Below are 18203 nucleotides of genomic sequence, written 5' to 3'. Positions count from 1 at the left end.
TTTTAGTTAAATTCAACCTCATAATTAAGTCTATTAGACAGTGACTTAAGTTGTTTTTTAGACCTAAAAATATTTGAAAACAGTGTTTGACTCCAGTTTATTTGTTTAGAAAACTCATTAAAACTTACTTCTCGCCAATTAAAGCCTTCTTTCCAAAACTTTTGAGGCGAAATGTAGCAAAATGTATAGTCAAACACAAAGCTAGATTGATTTTCAGAATTTAAACCCGTTAGAGTATTAGGTGCTAATAGAGTTATGTTATTTGTTTTACAAACCTCTTTTATGCTAGCTATTACCTCAGGATAGTCCTGAGTTAATGATGAAATATCAAAATCATTATACTCAGTATTTCCTATTTTTTGAATAGGTCGTATTTGAAGAATATCAAAACTATTTGGATTAAAGTGATTGAAAAACTCTTTTAGTTCGTAAAAATTGTCTTTATTGAATGTATAATTAATTCGAACCTTAAAATTATATTTAGTTTTCAACTTAGCAAAAGCCTTAAATGCATTGTGAAACTTTTCATAGCTAGCTTTTTTCATAAAGCCTTCATAGGTTTCTTTAGTGACTCCATGCAATGAAATAGTAAACTCATTTAAGCCTGCTTTAACAAGTTCTTCAATCTTTTCTTCAGTCAATAAATTCGCATTTGTAGTTAACGAAATATAAGGTACATTATATTGCTTACCTAACGCCACAATTTTTGGCAAATCCTTATATAAAGTAGGCTCAGTACCACAACCTATTTGAAGCTTTAAAGCTCTATTAAAAATAGTGTCTGCGACAAGCTTTAAGTCTTCTTCCTTAAACTGGCCTTTAAGAGTTTTTACATAATCGGCATCTGTAAAGTAGCACATTTTACAACGTAAATTACAAGCCATTACAGGGTCTAAATTGACAGCCAAATAACGTTTGTTAAATTTATGCAACAGAAAAAGTCCTAAAAACTTTATGCGATGGCTTTTAATTTTTCTGTTGAGTTGTAAAAGTTTATATATGTTCATTTATGACTTTTTGCCTATAGTCTCAAAAATATTGCGCAAATCTTTTTTAAACGGTAAATGATCTGCTCTTCCTTTTTTGAAAATGTCATTGCTATTGCCTTGTCCTTTACGTAATGCTTTTTGTTCTTCATGTGGTAAACGGTTTATTTCCATACATGTTGTAGAGCAGCAGTTTTCCATTTTTTCTTTACAAGCATCACATTGAATAAATAGTAAATGACAAGCTTCATTAGCACAGTTAGTGTGCATATCAGCAGGTTCACCACACTGATGGCATTGCGCTATAACATCATCACTTATACGTTCTGAACGTCTTTGATCAAACACAAAATTTTTACCAATAAACTTATTTTCAAGCCCTTTTTCTTCAACTTGTCTTACATAATTTATAATACCGCCTTCTAACTGATAGACTTGCTTAAAGCCTTTATGTTTGTAATAGGCACTAGCTTTTTCACATCTAATTCCACCAGTACAATACATCACTAGCTTTTTATCTTCCTTGTGCTCTCTTAAGTCTTCTTCTATTAGGTCTAAAGATTCTCTAAAGGTATCCACATCTGGAGTAATGGCATTTTTAAAATGTCCTATTTCACTTTCGTAGTGGTTACGCATGTCTACCAAAACAGTATTAGGGTCTTCAATAAGTTCGTTAAACTTTTCAGCTTCAACATGAACTCCTTTATCAGTAACATCAAAAGTATTGTCGTTTAATCCATCAGCTACAATTTTGTCGCGCACTTTTACCTTCAGCTTTAAAAACGCATAATTATCGTGTTCAATTGCAATGTTTAAACGCACGTTTTCAAGAAAAGTGATGGTATCTAAATGAGTTTTAAAAGCATCAAAGTTATCTGCAGGAACAGAAAGTTGTGCATTAATACCTTCGTGTGCAACATAAATTCTTCCTAAGACGTCAAGATCGTCCCAAGCTAAAAACATGTGATTTCTAAAAAGTTGAGTGTTGCCAATTTTGGCATATTTGTAGAAAGAGATTGTTAAGCGTTCTTTTCCCGCTTTTTCAATAAGTTCTGCTCTTTCTTTAGCACTTAAGTTATTGTACAGTTGCATGCTATACTATTTTTTTAAGGTTAAAGATTAATTTTGGGCAAAGGTACTATTTTTTAAGGATTAGCCTTATTAAAATGCAAAAAGCACTTTATGGTTTTCATAAAGTGCTTTTAGTAGACTAACTCGTTATTAATATTTTTTCATTTAAAAATCCAAAATATAACACGAGTTAACCTCCATCGGCTTTACAGTTACTATTTACATGTATAGCAACTGAAACACCTAATACATTGTTTACAATTGTTTTTTTAAAGAATTTCATAGCAAGATTTCCCTTAATTATTAAGTAGATGCAAAAAGTGTAAAAAGGTTGCGTCGTATGATTGAAAAAAATGAAAAGTTATCGTATTTTAGCATGATTAATTTAAGAAAAACACTGTGTAGATGAGTACTGAAAAAGACGCTAAATTAAAAGCACTTAAGCTTACTTTAGATAAACTAGATAAAGCCTATGGAAAAGGGACTGTAATGAAAATGAGTGACCAAGCGGTTGCAGATGTTGATTCTATCCCTTCTGGTTCATTAGGGCTTGATATTGCATTAGGAGTTGGTGGTTATCCAAGAGGTAGAATTATTGAAATTTATGGTCCGGAATCTTCTGGTAAAACAACCTTAACGTTACATGCTATTGCTGAAGCTCAAAAAGCTGGAGGTATTGCTGCTTTTATTGATGCTGAGCATGCTTTTGATAGATTTTACGCTGAAAAATTAGGTGTTGACTTAGAAAATCTAATCATTTCTCAACCTGACAATGGTGAACAAGCACTTGAAATTGCTGATAACTTAGTGCGTTCTGGAGCTATTGATATTATTGTGATTGATTCTGTTGCTGCTCTTACACCTAAAAGTGAAATTGAAGGTGAAATGGGTGACTCTAAAATGGGACTGCATGCACGATTAATGTCTCAAGCGCTTAGAAAACTTACAGGCTCTATCAGTAAGACTAATTGTACAATGATTTTCATTAACCAATTACGCGAAAAAATTGGTGTTATGTTTGGAAACCCTGAAACTACAACTGGTGGTAATGCTTTAAAATTCTATGCCTCAGTTAGATTAGACATTAGACGCTCTACTCAAATTAAAGAATCTGATGGAAATGTTTCTGGTAATAAAACACGAGTTAAAGTGGTTAAAAATAAAGTCGCTCCACCGTTTAAAACTGCTGAATTTGATATTATGTATGGAGAAGGAGTTTCAAAAGTTGGTGAAATATTGGATATTGCTGTTGAACATGAAATTATAAAGAAAAGCGGTTCGTGGTTTAGTTATGATGACACCAAACTTGGTCAAGGTAGAGATGCTGTAAAAAACCTAATTAAAGACAATCCTGAACTTATGGATGAACTCGAAGAGAAAGTTAGGAATACTATTAAAGAAGCTAATTAAAACTTAAAAATCCCTTAAAACGGGATTTTTTTTATTTTTTAACGCAACCTTTTTACACTTTATGTATCTACCTTTTGAAAAGGTATTACCCAAAACCAAATTTAACTATGAAAAAAATATTATTTCTATTTGTTTTTATCCTATCACTAACGTCATGTTCGTTAGAAGATGATGCTCCCTCATTTTACTATGAGATATTACCTATAGAGAGTGTGGATATGCCAGAAGAATTTGTATTAGGTGAAACTTACACAATATATGTAAGCTACTACAAACCATCAGGCTGTTATGTGTTTAATGACTTTTATTACGATAGTGAGTTAAACCAACGAACTATTGCTGTCATAAACACAGTATACCCAGAGCAAAGCTGTACCCAATCAGCTACTTTAGAGGAAGTATCCTTTAACTTTATGGTAAACAGTAATGGTACTTATGTGTTTAGATTTTGGCAAGGTGAAGACGAAAATGGTAACGATTTGTACTACATAGTAGAAATTCCTGTTGTTGAGTAATTAATTTGGACTAACTAATACCTTTATAATGTGAGTTTAGAGCAACTCATAGAACATTGTAAAAAAAATGATACTAAAGCTCAAAGTCAACTATATAAGCTCTATTCGAGCAAACTATTTTCGCTTTGTCTTAAGTACTCAAGAAATTATGTAGAGGCAGAAGACAATCTGCAAGATGCTTTTGTGACTATTTTCAACAAAATATCACAATATAAAAGCAAAGGTTCTTTAGAAGGCTGGATGAAACGAATAACCATTAACACTGCGTTACAAAGGTATAGAAGTGTTGGTGTTTTTGATATTGTTAATGAAGAGCAAATTGAAGATGTTAGTGTAGAAATTGATGAAGACGCAGTAACTATTGACTTTTTACTAAGCATTATTCAAGAGTTACCAGATCGTTATAGGTTAGTATTTAACCTTTATGCTCTAGACGGTTATTCGCATAAAGAAATAGCAGAGATGCTAAACATATCAACAGGAACCTCAAAATCTAATCTTGCCAGAGCACGATTGATTTTAAAAGAAAAGATTGAACAATACAAGGCGAGCATAAACTCGCAAACATTATAATGAGTGAAAAAAAGAACATAGACAGACTTTTTCAGGAGAAGCTCAAAAACTTTGAAGCCACTCCTAATGATGCTGTATGGGAAAACATTCAGGCTAACTTAAATAATAAAAAACGTAAACGCAGAGTTATTCCTATTTGGTGGAAAGTTGCAGGTGTTGCAGCATTGTTAGTGCTGTTATTTACTGTAGGTAATAGTATTTTGTCAGATTCTGGCACTACAAACACACCTTCTGAAATTGTAGATACTGAAACTCCCAATGGAGCTTCAAACAACGAAGATTCTAACAAAGATAATAGTAATTTTGAAAACAACAACACCTCAATAAGTAATACCACTGAAGTTGCAAATGAAAACACCAGTACTTTTGAAGAAGATAAAAATAAAACATCAAAAGGTATAAGTGATAACTCATCAAATTCAACATCTAAAGTAGCAAGCTCCAACACTACCAAAGACATCAATTATAAAACTCAAGAAAATCAAAAGCATTTTTCTAAAAATCAAAACAACCCAACTACCAATCCAAATAAAGCAACCACTGTTGCCCAAAATGATACTAAATCATCAAATAGCAATCAAAAGCCTGAAAGCCATTTGAAAAACAAAGAAGACTTAGATAATCTTATAAAAGGAGCTAAAGATTCTGAAACGACTGTTGCTCAATCATCAAATAAAGACAATAATGGTGATACAGCAGAGGACAATGATCCTAAAACTAATGCTATAGATGAAGAAAACGAAAATACAGAAGACAAAACTATAGAAGATGCTATTGCTGAAGCTAACAATACAAATGAAGAAGAAAAAGAAGAATCGAAACTAAGCAGGTGGAACATTTCTCCAAATGTGGCGCCTGTTTATTTCAATTCACTAGGTAAAGGTTCAGCTATTGACGAGCAGTTTGTGGACAACTCAAAAACTGGTGAAATCAGCATGAGTTATGGTATTAACGGTAGCTATGCGTTTAACGATAAACTAAAAGTAAGGGTTGGTGTAAATAAAGTAGATTTAGGTTATGGCACAAACAATGTTATTGCCTACCAAAACATTGACTCTATGAGTGCTAGGTTAAGCAATGTAAAACTTAACAACAGTGCCTCTAACAATACACTAATAAGCGCTCAAAGTTTAAACAATGTTCACTCACCAGAACTTATAAAAGCTCAAGCAAATAGTTCAATCGATCAGCAATTTGGGTTTATAGAAGTTCCTATTGAATTGGAGTACACATTATTAAATAAAAAGGTAGGAATTAATGTTATTGGTGGTTTCAGTACGTTGTTTGTAAACAAAAATGAAATTTATGCTGTTAATGAAAATGGTAGAACTCTTATAGGTGAAGCTACTAATATAAAAGACATGAGTTATAGTGCCAATTTTGGATTAGGAATGAACTATAACTTATCAGAAAAAGTAAAAATAAATCTTGAACCTATGTTCAAGTACCAAATAAATACGTTCTCTAACAGTTCAGGCGATTTTCAACCTTACTTTATTGGCGTATATACAGGCTTAAGTTATAAGTTTTAGGTTTTTTTAGTTGGTTAGATTAGTTATTGCAAACTCGCAATGATGACTAAAAGCTGCTCTGTGCCAAGTGCAGCTTTTTAGGTTTTATGATACTTTGATAACTGATTTAAAATAATGCTATGCGCTTTAGAATTCAATGGTTTTGTTGCGTCAACTTTAAGTCCATTAGTGATTAAAAACTTATGTACTTTAGCTCTCATTTTCCCTGGTCCTCCACTAAAAAAAGTATAAGAAAAACGTTTTTTATTATCAGCAAAAGTTAAAGGTACAATTGGTATTTGATGGTTAATAGCCATTCTAAAAGCGCCATCTTTAAATTCGTCTAAAACAATACTTTCATCAGGAACACCACCTTCAGGAAAAATACAAATACTCATACCTTGTTTAAGTCTTCGTTGCGCTCTTAAAAAAACTGCTTTTCGGCTTTTTTCACTACTTCTGTCTACTAATATACTTGTACGTTTATAGAAAAATCCAAACAAAGGTATTTTAGCTAATTCAGCTTTTCCAACAAACACAAATGGATTTTTAACAGCCACTAGCATTAGCATAATGTCTGTCATAGAGGTGTGGTTAGCAATAAACATATAGCTTTTTCCTTTTTCAGGTGTTTGCTCTCTTTCAATTTTGTAATTGAAACCCATCCCAATTAAAATAAACTTAGCCCAAATGCGTGCTAACTTGAAAAAAAATGAATACCAAGACTCTTTTAAGATAGAAATTAAAAGTACAGGGAAGAGCACAATTATAGGTAGTGCTACTAAAATGTAGAACCAAATCCTGTATAAAACCCAAAAAATGTACTTAAAAATTTTCATAAGCCTCAAAACTACTCAAATTAATTCAACAATTCTACTAAAAAAATTACCTTTGCTGACGATATAATCAAGTTTAATTTAATGAGATTCTCCCTTAAGTGGGAAGTTGATATGGCAAGAATTTTAACAGGAATACAAAGTACAGGAACTCCACATTTAGGTAATATTTTAGGTGCAATTATACCAGCAATAGAAATGGCAAACGATCAAAAAAACGAATCGTTTTTATTTATTGCCAATTTGCATACTCTTACACAAATAAAAAATGCTGAAGAGTTACGACACAATACCTACTCTGTTGCAGCAACCTGGTTAGCCTTTGGGTTAAATGTTGAAAAAACTGTGTTTTACAGACAAAGCGATGTACCTCAAGTAACTGAACTTGCTTGGTATTTAGATTGCTTTTTTCCTTATCAACGTTTAAAATTAGCGCATGGTTTTAAAGACAAAGCTGATAGGCTAGACGATGTAAATGCTGGTTTGTTTATGTACCCAATGCTTATGGCTGCTGATATTTTATTATACGATGCCAATATTGTTCCTGTTGGAAAAGACCAACTACAACACCTTGAAATGACACGTGATGTAGCGACTCGTTTTCATACTAAAATGGGTGAAACTTTTATTTTACCAGAGGCTAAAGTTCAAGAAAGCACCAAACTCATTCCTGGAACCGATGGTGAAAAAATGAGTAAGAGTAGAGGTAATTTTATTAATATCTTTTTAGCTGATAAAAAGCTGCGCAAACAAATTATGTCTATTGAAACGGATAGTACACCTCTTGAAGAGCCAAAAGACTGGAAAACTTGTAATTGTTTTGCGATTTATAGTTTACTAGCTACAGAAAGTCAAATAGAAACCATGAAAGCCAATTATGAAAAAGGTGGTTATGGTTATGGACATGCTAAACAGGCTTTGTTTGAATTAATTATTGAAAAATTTGCGAAACAACGTGAGCAATACAACTACTATATGAATAATCTTAGCGAAATTGATAAAGCACTTGCTTTAGGTGCTGAAAAAGCCAAAGTGGTTGCTGACGATGTTTTAAAAAGAGTTAGAGAAAAAGCCGGTTATTAAATAACCTCAAACAGCTTTCCTGGTAAAGGCCTTATTACGCCTTTTAACTCCATATTTAGCAAGGTACTGCTTACTTTAAAAATAGGTAAGTTGCAGTTAATGGCTATGACATCTAGTTGTTGCTTTTCGTTTTCTTTTAGGTAATTATATATTGCTTTTTCTGTAGTATCTAGTTCAACAAACAATTGCTTTTGTACTGCTGGCTTTTTTTCGCCTTCTAACTGCCAATTTAATATATATGGAATATCTAATGGTGTAGTTAATGCATGTGCTTTTTGATATTTAATCAAATTATTGCAACCTACACTTTGCAAATCGGTAGTTCTTCCAGGAACAGCAAATACATCTCTGTTATATGAGCTTGCAATATCAGCAGTAACCAAGCTACCTCCTTTTTCTGCAGACTCAATAACTATAGTAGCTTCGCTAAGTCCTGCAATAATCCTGTTGCGTTTTAAAAAATTGGTTCTGTCAAAAACGTCAGTACTCCAAAAATCAGTAAAAAACCCACCATGTTGTTCAACATCAACCATATATTTTTTATGGGTTTTAGGATAAATTTGATTTAAACCATGAGCTAAGCAACCTATGGTTTGCAAATTATGTTGTAATGCTGCTTTTTGGGCAGTAATATCTGTTCCATAAGCAAACCCTGAAACGATTACAGGATTAAAAACTGCTAATTCTTCAACTAGCTTTTCGCAAAACGCTATTCCATACGTAGTAATTTTTCTTGCTCCAACAATACTAATAATGCGTTTTTCTTTAAGATTGATATTTCCAGACTGAAACAACGCAATTGGTCCATCAATACAATGTTTTAACCGTTCTGGATAATCGTTATCCATAAAATATAAGCAAGCAATATTGTTGTCTTCAATAAATTTAATTTCATTTTCAGCAGCTGAAATATGCGATGAATTAAACAAATCGCTAATTGTAGCACTACCAATACCATCTATTTTTAAAAGGTTTTGCTTCTTTTCTTTTAAAACAGCTTCAGCAGAACCACAACTTTTTATAAGCTTCTTAGCGGTAATATCGCCAATATTTGGTACGTGTTGTAACGCCAATGTATAAATTAATTGTTCAGTATTCATAACTATTACGCTGGTTTTGAACCTACAATAAACTAAATTTTAAAGTGTTAATAAATAGTTAAGCCGAATTTTTATTCGCATACAAAAATTTTTAACTTTGTTTTTATGCAATTGGAAACCTACATAAGTGATTTGTTATACAGATATGATTGTGTAACTATACCAGAGTTTGGAGCGTTTTTAACCAAAAGCGTTTCTGCAAAAGTACATGAGTCTACTAACTCATTCTACCCTCCAAAAAAAGTATTGTCTTTTAACGAGCAACTACAACATAATGATGGTTTATTATCATCTTATATTGCTGAGGTAGAAAAAATCCCTTATGAGGTTGCTTCTCAAAAACTAAACAAGCACGTTAAATCTATTAAATCGTATTTGGTTCAAGGTGAAACTTTAACCTTTGATAATATTGGTGAATTGGTTTTAAATGCTGAAGGAAAAATTGTTTTTGACCCTTCTTATCACATCAATTACTTAACTGATGCTTTTGGTTTATCTCAATTTGTATCAAATCAAGTTACTAGAGAAGTATACAAAGAAGAAGTTGAAACTATTGAGAACGTCATTCCAATTACCGTAACTCCTGAAAAACGCAAATCTAGACCATATTTAAAATATGCTGCCATTGCTGTTCTGTTTTTAGGTCTTGGTGGTTTTGTAGCTTCTAACTACTACATTAATGAAATAGAATCTCAAAATCAATTAGCGCAAGAAGAAGCTAACACCCAACTAGACAACAAAGTACAAGAGGCTACGTTTGTAATTGAAAATCCTTTACCTGCTGCAACACTAACTGTTGAAAAACAACAAGGCAACTACCACATTATTGCTGGTGCTTTTAGAGTTGAAGAAAACTCTGATAAGAAAGTAGCACAGTTAAAAGCACTTGGTTATAAGGCTAGAAAAATTGGTGTTAACAAATATGGCTTACACGAGGTAGTATATTCTAGTCATGTTGATAGACTTGAAGCTCTTAAAACCTTGCGTGACATAAAAAGAACGCACAATCCTGACGCTTGGTTATTAGTAAAAGCATTAAACTAATATTTTCTTTCTTTAGTTTTTAAAAGCACCTTACCTTTGCATTCAAATTCATAGACATGAAAGCAAAGACACCCAATGCATCTAAAACTGTAATGACCGACTTGGTACTTCCAAGTGAAACCAATCCATTAAACAACCTTTTTGGAGGAGAGCTTTTAGCTCGTATGGATCGTGCTGCTAGTATTGCTGCAAGACGCCACAGCAGACGTATTGTAGTTACTGCTTCGGTTAACCATGTGGCTTTTAATAGGTCAGTACCATTAGGGAGTGTTGTAACTGTTGAAGCCAAGGTATCAAGAGCATTTAAAACATCTATGGAAGTTTATATTGACGTTTGGATTGATGATAGAGAGTCTGGAATTAAAACCAAAGCTAACGAAGCTATATACACTTTTGTAGCTGTAGATGAAACTGGAAGACCAGTATCTGTTCCTGAAATTGTTCCTGAAACCGATTTAGAAAAAGAACGCTTTGATGCTGCCTTAAGACGTAAACAGTTAAGTTTGGTACTTGCAGGAAAGCTAAAACCAAACGACGCAACTGAACTTAAAGCATTGTTTGAGTAATTAACGTGAACAATGGATAAGAAATTTTCGTCCGTTAGAGTAAATTTTTACGATTAAAATGAGTGGAATTTGTATCGAAAATAAGAAAATTTCCATCAAAAATGTACATCTCGATACAAAATTCTTGCAGAATTTTACTCGAAGTGACACTTATAAACACAAACATTATTTACTTTAATTATGTTTTTTTGGATTCCGCATCAAGTGCGGAATGACAGATTTAATGTCATTATTTGACTCTATAAGATTCCTGTTTTCACAGGAATTCTTCACATTTTGTAAATCCTAAAATAGTTTTCAAAATGCTATTACATTTTGTAAATCCAGCTTGCAGGATTTTGAGTTTGAGAGTCTTTGTAAACTCCAAAACCTAGCATAGTTTCACCTGTGTTTTTGTTGGTAAACACCTCTCCTATTTCTTGTTTGGTAGTAATTTTATCACCTTTTTTGACGTAAATTTTTGATAGGTTTTTATAAACTGTAATGTAGTTACCATGCCTAATCATAATTACAGGATTAGCATTTGGTATAACTAAAATTTCAGAAACTTCACCATCAAAAACCGCTCGCACTTTTGCGCCTTGTTCGGTTGCAATTCTAACTCCAGGACTATTAAACGTTACAGTTCTATCAATTGGTGATGGTTGATTACCATAGCGTACTTTAACAACTCCTTTTTCAACAGGCCAAGGTAATTGTCCTTTGTTAGATTGAAAATTAGCAGCCAACTGTTTAGCTTCAGCAGTTAATGCAAACCCTTTAGATGTAGTAGATTTTCCTGCTTTTTTATTAGAAGCTGCAATGGCTTCTTTAATTAACCTGTCAATCTCTTTGTCAATTTTATCTATTTCCTGCTGCTTTACTTTTATTTGAGACGCATATTTACTCATGTTTTGGCGTATAGAAGCCATAAGTGTTTCGTGCTCTTTGAGTTCTCCTTCCAACTGCTTTTTGGCAATTCGGTTTTCTTCAATAAGCTTTTGCTTGTCTTCTCTTTGTTGTATTAAAGACGTATTTAATTCTTGTAAACGTGCAGTTTTTGATTTAATCGCTTCGCCTTGTTCTTCTTGGTAATTTCTATATTGCTTTAAGTATTGTAAACGCTTATAAGCTTGCTGAAAATTATCTGCCGATAACAGAAACATGATTTTACTTTGCTCTGACTTGCTTTTATAAGACTTTACAATCATTGCAGCATAATCTGCTTTAAGCTGTTTTAATTGCTCTCTAAGGCTGGAAATTTCATTTTGGTTATCGTTGATTTCCCTAGTTAATAAATTGGCTTGATCATTAGTAATTTTAATCAGGTTTTTTCTAACATTTACCTTGTAGTTAAGGTCTTCTACCAATGAAATTACTGACTTTTCCTTTTTCTTATCAGAAAATAGCAAGGCATTTAATTGCTTTAATTCATTTTGATATTTCTTACGTTGCGCTTCGAGTTCCTTTTGCTTATCACTTTGCGCAAAACCGAAACCAATGTTCATAAAGAAACATATCATTACTATTAAGGTTGGCTTACTATACATGTTATAATATTATTTCTTTAAACCCTGAAGGTATTTTAAATGGAAAACGTACTTCTTCATTAAGCGACACTGATTTGTACTCCAAATCAATAGTAACTTCACTGGTTGCTTCAACTGCAGAAATATGTATGTTTTCTGGAACAATTTGTCGTTGTACTTCCTGATAGGATTTATAATCTACTTGCAACATACGTTGCTGTAATGGTTGATACAGTTGTTGCGAATCCATTTTAAAATGTCCTGGATTTATTAAGTAAAACAGCTCTAATACTGCTTTTTGGTTTTTAGGCTCAAGCACATAAGATTCTTGATGGGTTGATGCTTTGTAGGTGTCATCTTTTAAATTATAAATAGCTTCTCCCACAAGTAGGTTTTGAACCTTTTTAAAATCTAGTTCTACTCCTAAAATATTACTTAGTAAGGTGTAGTCACCATCAAAATACTGATTGTTTATTTTGTCGTAAAACTGAACTCTATCTGGTGTTATCATGGCTCTAGCTAAACCCAAAGTAGCACTCAACCAGATGGTTTCATCTTTTTTTATTCTAAGGTTTACTGTATAACCTTGAGAATCGTCACCTTGAGTATAGTCTATTTTTACTTTGGCTTGCAAGGTTTTAAATCGGATTTCCTGTTTAGAATTTTCTCTAATAAGTTGTTTTGCAGTAATGCTTGTATTGAGCGTTCCAGTGTCAGTAACGCTTTTGGTAGATTTACATCCATAAACAGCACATACCACAACTGTAACAACTAATATTTTAATTTGCTTCATCATAGATTTTCAGGAACATTATTGTTGACCACCAGCAATAGCTTGGGCTTTTTTAGCAAACGTTTCAGATTTTGATATATTATTATTCAATTTATATGCAGTGCTTAATTGCGTATAAAAATCGGCTTCCATTTTAGGATCATCAATAATATAATCTAATCCTGTTTCTAAACTTTCAATTGCTTGCTTTGGTTGCTTTAGCTTATTGTTTGCAACACCATTTATAAGGTAAAATATGGGTTGTGCAGGATAAAGTTCTAACGCTTGATTACTCTTAGCAACTACTTTATCATTTTGATTAAGTTCTAACTGAAGTAACAATACATCTTTAATAATGTTGTAGTTGCTAGGTTCTTGCTTTAAAGCTTCCTCATAGTAGCTTAGTGCTTTGGTTTTGTCTCCAGATTTTAAGTAGTACTGACCTAATTCTAATAGTGTTTTTTTGCTTTTATCATTATCCACCAAAGCTGTAACATCTATTAATTGCGATTCGTACTCAGGATGTTTAGACACAAACTCTACAAAATCGTTAAATACTTTTGTTTTTGCCTCAGGATTAATCGATGCACTTGTAAGTACAATTTTCATAGAGTTAATGGCATTTTGAGTGTCATTGTCATTTAAATAAAACTTATACAATGCAAGATGAACCAATTGCGATTCTGGATTGATTTCTAAAAGACGTTGCGCTGTATCAAACGCTTTTTGTGTGTCTCCTATTTCGCTATATCTGTACACGAGTTTTAAATAATTGTCTTCGTTTTGAGGATTATTTTTAACTCGGTCTTCAAGATTTTCAATGCGATCGTCATCATTCCCTGTTATGTTATAGATTTGATTTCGCATATAATCTCTATTCTCACTAATCCCAAATTCTTCATCTAACTCATCAAGAAGTTTTATAGCGTCTTTATACTTTTCGGCTTTTATGTATAATCCTGCTAGGTCTTCTTTGTAGTCTGGATGGTATTTAACAAGCTGCTTAACGGTTTTTACCGCTTTGTCAACATCATTCTGCTGAATGTAAACATCATAAAGCTCGTCCATGTACCATTCGTTTTCTGGTGACTTTGAAATGGCTTTTCTTAGAGCATCTTCAGCAGCTCCAAAGTTTTTAAGCTTATTATAGTTTTTACCCAACTCGAAATACAAAGCAGCATCAGAATCGTTAATTTTTATGCATTTTAAAAGAGCATCTACTGCACGTTGGTAGTTTTCAATACCTTTTTGCTTTAGGGCTTCAAAAAATAATTCTTGATATGCATCTTCGACATTACCTAAATCATCGTCTGGTCGTTTGTTAAAATCGACTTGAGCAATACTAGTTTGTGGAATAAAAAATAGTCCAAATAGTATGGCAACGATGTAGGTATTGTATTTCATTATTAGTGTTTCTTTGCTTTGTCTTGAATGCTATTGCAATTGTTATTCCAAACTTAGGTTTAAAAGATTCCTGTTTTTACTGGAATTTATTCCAAAACCGAATAATCTCCAATACTAATGGTTTTAAAGTTTCCGTCATAGGATACATGATTACCAATCATAGCATCCTCTAAATTAGCATTTTTAACGGTTGTATGCGTTTGAATTAAGCTATTTTTAACGGTTGAATTTTCAATAACGCAATTATTGCCAATAGAAACGTTTGGACCTACTGTTGTATTGTTTAATACCACGTTTTCTCCTATAAAACAAGGCTCTATGATTTTTGAATTGTGAAGTGTCACTGAATCACTAATTAGGTGCTCACCATCATTTTTAAGAAAATTGAGCATTTTACTATTGGTTTGAACCGTTACAGGTTTGTTACCACAGTCCATCCATTCATCAACAGTTCCTGTTTTAAAGACTTTTCCTTCTGCCATCATGCGTTTTATACCATCATTTATTTGGTATTCGCCACCATTCATAATATTTTCATCAAGAACTTCTTGTAGTTTGCTTTTTAAAACGCCTACATCTTTAAAATAGTAAATACCAATAACCGCTTGGTCACTAACAAATTCTTGAGGTTTTTCAACCAGTTCAATAATTTCGTTGTTAGCGTTAAGTTTTACAACTCCAAACGCTTGAGGGTTTTCAACCTGTTTTGTCCAGATTACAGCATCAGCTTCTGGATCTAAATTAAAATCTGCTCTTATTAATGTATCAGCATAGGCAATAACTGCAGGTCCTGAAAGTGATGCTTTAGCGCTCATTATCGCATGTCCTGTTCCTAAAGGTTGGTCTTGCCTATAAATTGACGCTTTAGCTCCTAAATCGGTCGCTAATGCAGTTAAACTATCTACAACATCGTCGCCAAAAAAAGCAGGATCTCCTAAAACAAAAGCGACTTCTTCAATTGGTTGTTTTAAAATTTTAGCAATATCTTTTACTAATCGATGTACTATTGATTGTCCAGCAACAGGAATTAATGGTTTTGGAACTGTTAATGTGTGCGGACGAAGTCGAGAGCCTCGACCAGCCATTGGTACTATTATTTTCATATTACTGCCTGCGAAAGCAGGTATCTTTATTGTGTTAAACTTAATTCCTATAAAAGTAGGAATCTCTTTATTCTCTTAGTTTGCTAAAATTTAGATTCCAATTGGCACTAATATCTATCCAATTAGGATTCATTTCTTCTATCAATTCAATTTTCCAATTTCTTTTCCATTTTTTGAATTGCCTTTCTCTCTTTTCAGCATCTTTTCCATTTTCAAACTCTTCAAAATAGACAAGCATAGTACAATTATACTTGGCTGTGAAAGATTTTGGGTAAACTTTTAGTTTATGTTCTTTTACCCTTTCTTCAATATTATCAGTAACACCAATATACAAAACTCCATTAGCTCTATTGCTCATTATATACACATACCACAGTTTCATACAATTGCTAAAAGAGATTCCTGCGTTCGCAGGAATTTATTTCGTCCCTGTACTTCCAAAACCACCTTCACCTCTTGAGGTTTCAGAAAGTTCTTGAACTTCTTCCCATTCTGCACGTTCGTGTTTTGCAATAACCAATTGTGCAATACGCTCACCATTTTGGATAGTAAAATCTTCATTAGATAAGTTTACCAAAATAACTCCTATCTCTCCTCTATAATCAGCATCAATAGTTCCTGGAGCATTGAGCACTGTAATTCCCTTTTTGGCTGCTAAACCACTGCGTGGTCTCACTTGAGCTTCATAACCAATAGGAAGTTCCATAAATAACCCTGTACCTACAATACTTCTCTCTAATGGCTTTAAGGTTCTAGATTCAGATAAATTAGCACGTAAATCCATTCCTGCAGAAGCAATGGTTTCGTAGTTAGGTAAAGCGTGATTGGATTTGTTAATGATTTTTATGGTCATTGTTTTCTTTTTAAGAGTTGTTTGATTTGTTCTTTTTCAGAAACAAATACTATCGCCAAAAATAATAAAACTAAGCCTGTATTTAGGTAATAGTTGCTATTGGTTTTTAATACTATTATTGACATTACTACTGCTAGAATTAAGTATAGAGCTATCTTTTTTAAATCATATGGAACAGGATAATGTTTTTGTCCTAAAACATATGACAATAACATCATAACAGCATAAGCTGCTAGAGTTGCCCAAGCGGAAGCCATAAACCCAATTTTAGGAATCATTATATAATTGAACCCAATTGTGATTATAGCTCCTACGATTGATAAATACATTCCGTAGCGCGTTTTATCAGTTAACTTATACCAAATAGCAAGGTTGAAATAAATACCTAAGCAAAGATTTGCTAAAAGCACTATAGGAACAATATCTATTGCTATCCAGTAACTTTCATCTCTAACAATAAGTTCTTTGAATATATTGAGATAAGCTACTATAAAGACCAACATGAAACTTCCAAAAATCACAAAGTATTTCATTATAGTCGCATAGGTTTCTTTTGCATTGTGTTCTTTAGCATGATTAAAAAAGAACGGTTCTGCTCCTAACCTAAATCCTTGAATAAAAATGGTCATAAAAACTGCAATTTTATAGCAACCACTATATGCTCCATTAATATCTTTTCCTAACAATTCTGGTAAAAGCCATTTATCAAAATTCTCATTAATTACATACGCTAGTCCAGCAACCATTATTGGCCAACCATAATTGAGAAGTTGCTTAAAAACTGTCGTGCTAAATTGAAGCTTTGTCTTAAAAAAGTAAGGTGACAGTAACAATAGCGTTACTATGCTCGCTACAAGGTTAGCAATGAATATGTACTTTACTAAGTTGCTACTGTCATAACTAGAAAACTCTATTCCAAACTCTGGTATTGCCCAAAGAAAAAAGAAGTTCAGCGCAACATATATGAGTATATTAGAAAGTTTTATTGAAGCAAACCTTATTGGTCTTCCTGTTGCTCTTAAATACGCAAAAGGCACTACAACAAGTGTATCTAACACCAATACACCCAATAACAAATTAAAGTAGGTTTGGTCTAAATTTACTAGCTCTGAAAGTTGTTGATTAAAACTAAAGACAGCTGCAAAGAACAAAACAGTAGAAACTACTAAACTTATTAATGCAGTAGAAAAGACCTTGTGCTTTTCTTCACTTTTACTAAAAAACCTGAAGAAAGCAGTTTCCATACCATAAGTTAGCAATACATTAAAAAAAGCAGCATACACATAAAACGTTGTGTTGTCAGAATAACTTGTGGTTTCTAAAGTATCGGTATGTAGTGGCACTAAAACAAAGTTCATTAATCTAGGTAAAACTGTTGCTAAACCATAGATAATAGTGTCTTTAAAAAACTTTTTTAATGCGCCCAAGAGTGATTTTTTACTCTGCTAAAGATACTGTTTTAAAAAAGGAAATGCAATGTCAATCTGATTGGGAATTTGGAGGTCCGTTTTCATAATAAATACCTTCGTTTTCTACAAGGTTACTTATTTTAAAATATTTTTTTTCTCCATTTTCTCTATAGCTTACCACACATTCTCTATTAGAAATTTTGAATGGAAATTCCTTAATTAATGCTAGATGATGACCTTCGGAAATTGGGTTGCGTTTAATTAATCTTGAAACGTATTTTCCTTTAACAGGTGTTAATGCTCCTTTTAAGTTTCTAAAATAAATACTATCAATAACTACATTATTGTTAGGCGTTAAGTTGGCAATATGAAAATCGATACCTTCACTTCCTATTTTAATATTGGATATCCATACCTGATAATAGGCTCTGGTATACTGAAAAGGTGCTTGCTTTTGTA

At 32.7% G+C, this 18203-nt stretch carries 19 protein-coding genes; 7 read left to right on the top strand and 12 right to left on the bottom strand.

Going from position 1 to position 18203, the window contains the following annotated elements:
- Window positions 1-2: 2 nt before the first annotated feature.
- Both ACQ0RB_RS14865 and ACQ0RB_RS14860 read right to left on the bottom strand, forming a co-directional pair.
- Entirely contained in the window at window positions 3-1007 is a 1005-nt protein-coding gene (locus tag ACQ0RB_RS14865) for a radical SAM protein (protein WP_262732403.1), read from the bottom strand.
- Entirely contained in the window at window positions 1008-2078 is a 1071-nt protein-coding gene (locus ACQ0RB_RS14860) for a rhodanese-related sulfurtransferase (protein WP_262732404.1), read from the bottom strand.
- A 384-nt stretch (window positions 2079-2462) separates the two neighbouring features.
- On the opposite strand from ACQ0RB_RS14860, the gene recA reads away from it, so the two are divergent.
- The 4 genes from recA (at window position 2463) to ACQ0RB_RS14840 (ending at window position 6087) form a co-directional block, all read left to right on the top strand.
- Window positions 2463-3467 carry a recombinase RecA gene (recA, locus tag ACQ0RB_RS14855; protein ID WP_262732405.1) on the top strand — a complete coding sequence of 335 codons (1005 nt, stop codon included), beginning with the start codon at window positions 2463-2465 and terminating at the stop codon, window positions 3465-3467.
- Between the two features lie 107 nt (window positions 3468-3574).
- Window positions 3575-3982 carry a membrane lipoprotein lipid attachment site-containing protein gene (locus tag ACQ0RB_RS14850; protein WP_262732406.1) on the top strand — a complete coding sequence of 136 codons (408 nt, stop codon included), beginning with the start codon at window positions 3575-3577 and terminating at the stop codon, window positions 3980-3982.
- Between the two features lie 30 nt (window positions 3983-4012).
- Window positions 4013-4555, top strand: coding sequence for an RNA polymerase sigma factor (locus tag ACQ0RB_RS14845; protein ID WP_129759721.1), 543 nt, complete (start codon window positions 4013-4015; stop codon window positions 4553-4555).
- On the top strand, window positions 4555-6087 hold the full coding sequence (locus ACQ0RB_RS14840) for a hypothetical protein (protein ID WP_262732407.1): 1533 nt from the start codon (window positions 4555-4557) through the stop codon (window positions 6085-6087). The genes ACQ0RB_RS14845 and ACQ0RB_RS14840 overlap by 1 nt, the downstream gene beginning before the upstream one ends.
- A gap of 77 nt (window positions 6088-6164) precedes the next feature.
- Here the strand turns inward: ACQ0RB_RS14840 and ACQ0RB_RS14835 are convergent, their stop codons facing one another.
- Complete coding sequence (locus ACQ0RB_RS14835) at window positions 6165-6905, bottom strand: lysophospholipid acyltransferase family protein (protein WP_430499422.1); 741 nt, start codon at window positions 6903-6905, stop codon at window positions 6165-6167.
- 111 nt (window positions 6906-7016) lie between these two features.
- Here ACQ0RB_RS14835 and trpS point away from each other — a divergent pair, with 111 nt between their 5' ends.
- Window positions 7017-7985 carry a tryptophan--tRNA ligase gene (gene trpS / locus ACQ0RB_RS14830; protein ID WP_262732409.1) on the top strand — a complete coding sequence of 323 codons (969 nt, stop codon included), beginning with the start codon at window positions 7017-7019 and terminating at the stop codon, window positions 7983-7985.
- Here the strand turns inward: trpS and dprA are convergent.
- On the bottom strand, window positions 7982-9085 hold the full coding sequence (gene dprA / locus ACQ0RB_RS14825; protein ID WP_430499420.1) for a DNA-processing protein DprA: 1104 nt from the start codon (window positions 9083-9085) through the stop codon (window positions 7982-7984). The genes trpS and dprA overlap by 4 nt on opposite strands.
- Window positions 9086-9190: 105 nt before the next feature.
- On the opposite strand from dprA, the gene ACQ0RB_RS14820 reads away from it, so the two are divergent.
- Both ACQ0RB_RS14820 and ACQ0RB_RS14815 read left to right on the top strand, forming a co-directional pair.
- A complete protein-coding gene (locus ACQ0RB_RS14820) occupies window positions 9191-10129 on the top strand; it encodes an SPOR domain-containing protein (protein WP_430499418.1) in 939 nt (312 codons plus the stop codon).
- Between the two features lie 56 nt (window positions 10130-10185).
- The gene (locus tag ACQ0RB_RS14815; RefSeq protein WP_129759727.1) at window positions 10186-10695 is read left to right on the top strand and encodes an acyl-CoA thioesterase; all 510 of its coding nucleotides are present in this window, start codon (window positions 10186-10188) and stop codon (window positions 10693-10695) included.
- 308 nt (window positions 10696-11003) lie between these two features.
- Here the strand turns inward: ACQ0RB_RS14815 and ACQ0RB_RS14810 are convergent, their stop codons facing one another.
- The 8 genes from ACQ0RB_RS14810 to ACQ0RB_RS14775 all read right to left on the bottom strand — a co-directional run.
- Entirely contained in the window at window positions 11004-12182 is a 1179-nt protein-coding gene (locus ACQ0RB_RS14810) for a murein hydrolase activator EnvC family protein (RefSeq protein ID WP_335973074.1), read from the bottom strand.
- 43 nt (window positions 12183-12225) lie between these two features.
- Window positions 12226-12999: a DUF4292 domain-containing protein gene (locus ACQ0RB_RS14805; protein ID WP_430499415.1), complete on the bottom strand. Its 774-nt coding sequence runs from the start codon at window positions 12997-12999 to the stop codon at window positions 12226-12228.
- 15 nt (window positions 13000-13014) lie between these two features.
- Window positions 13015-14379 (bottom strand): tetratricopeptide repeat protein, encoded by a 1365-nt coding sequence (locus ACQ0RB_RS14800; RefSeq protein ID WP_430499413.1) that lies wholly within the window; start codon window positions 14377-14379, stop codon window positions 13015-13017.
- 86 nt (window positions 14380-14465) lie between these two features.
- Window positions 14466-15482: a sugar phosphate nucleotidyltransferase gene (locus ACQ0RB_RS14795; RefSeq protein WP_430499411.1), complete on the bottom strand. Its 1017-nt coding sequence runs from the start codon at window positions 15480-15482 to the stop codon at window positions 14466-14468.
- A 67-nt stretch (window positions 15483-15549) separates the two neighbouring features.
- A complete protein-coding gene (locus tag ACQ0RB_RS14790; protein ID WP_262732416.1) occupies window positions 15550-15864 on the bottom strand; it encodes a GIY-YIG nuclease family protein in 315 nt (104 codons plus the stop codon).
- Window positions 15865-15900: 36 nt separating this feature from the next.
- A complete protein-coding gene (gene dut, locus ACQ0RB_RS14785; RefSeq protein ID WP_129759731.1) occupies window positions 15901-16335 on the bottom strand; it encodes a dUTP diphosphatase in 435 nt (144 codons plus the stop codon).
- Entirely contained in the window at window positions 16332-17762 is a 1431-nt protein-coding gene (locus ACQ0RB_RS14780; RefSeq protein ID WP_430496421.1) for an oligosaccharide flippase family protein, read from the bottom strand. The genes dut and ACQ0RB_RS14780 overlap by 4 nt, the downstream gene beginning before the upstream one ends.
- Before the next feature lie 52 nt (window positions 17763-17814).
- The coding region (locus ACQ0RB_RS14775; RefSeq protein WP_430499409.1) for a hypothetical protein at window positions 17815-18203 on the bottom strand (389 nt) is incomplete at its 5' end.

The organism is Gaetbulibacter sp. PBL-D1 (assembly GCF_050509525.1).
GTDB classification, from domain to species: Bacteria; Bacteroidota; Bacteroidia; order Flavobacteriales; family Flavobacteriaceae; genus Gaetbulibacter_B; species Gaetbulibacter_B jejuensis.
Note: the sequence above shows the minus strand (reverse complement) of the source record. Positions and strands in the feature narration are given on the sequence as shown.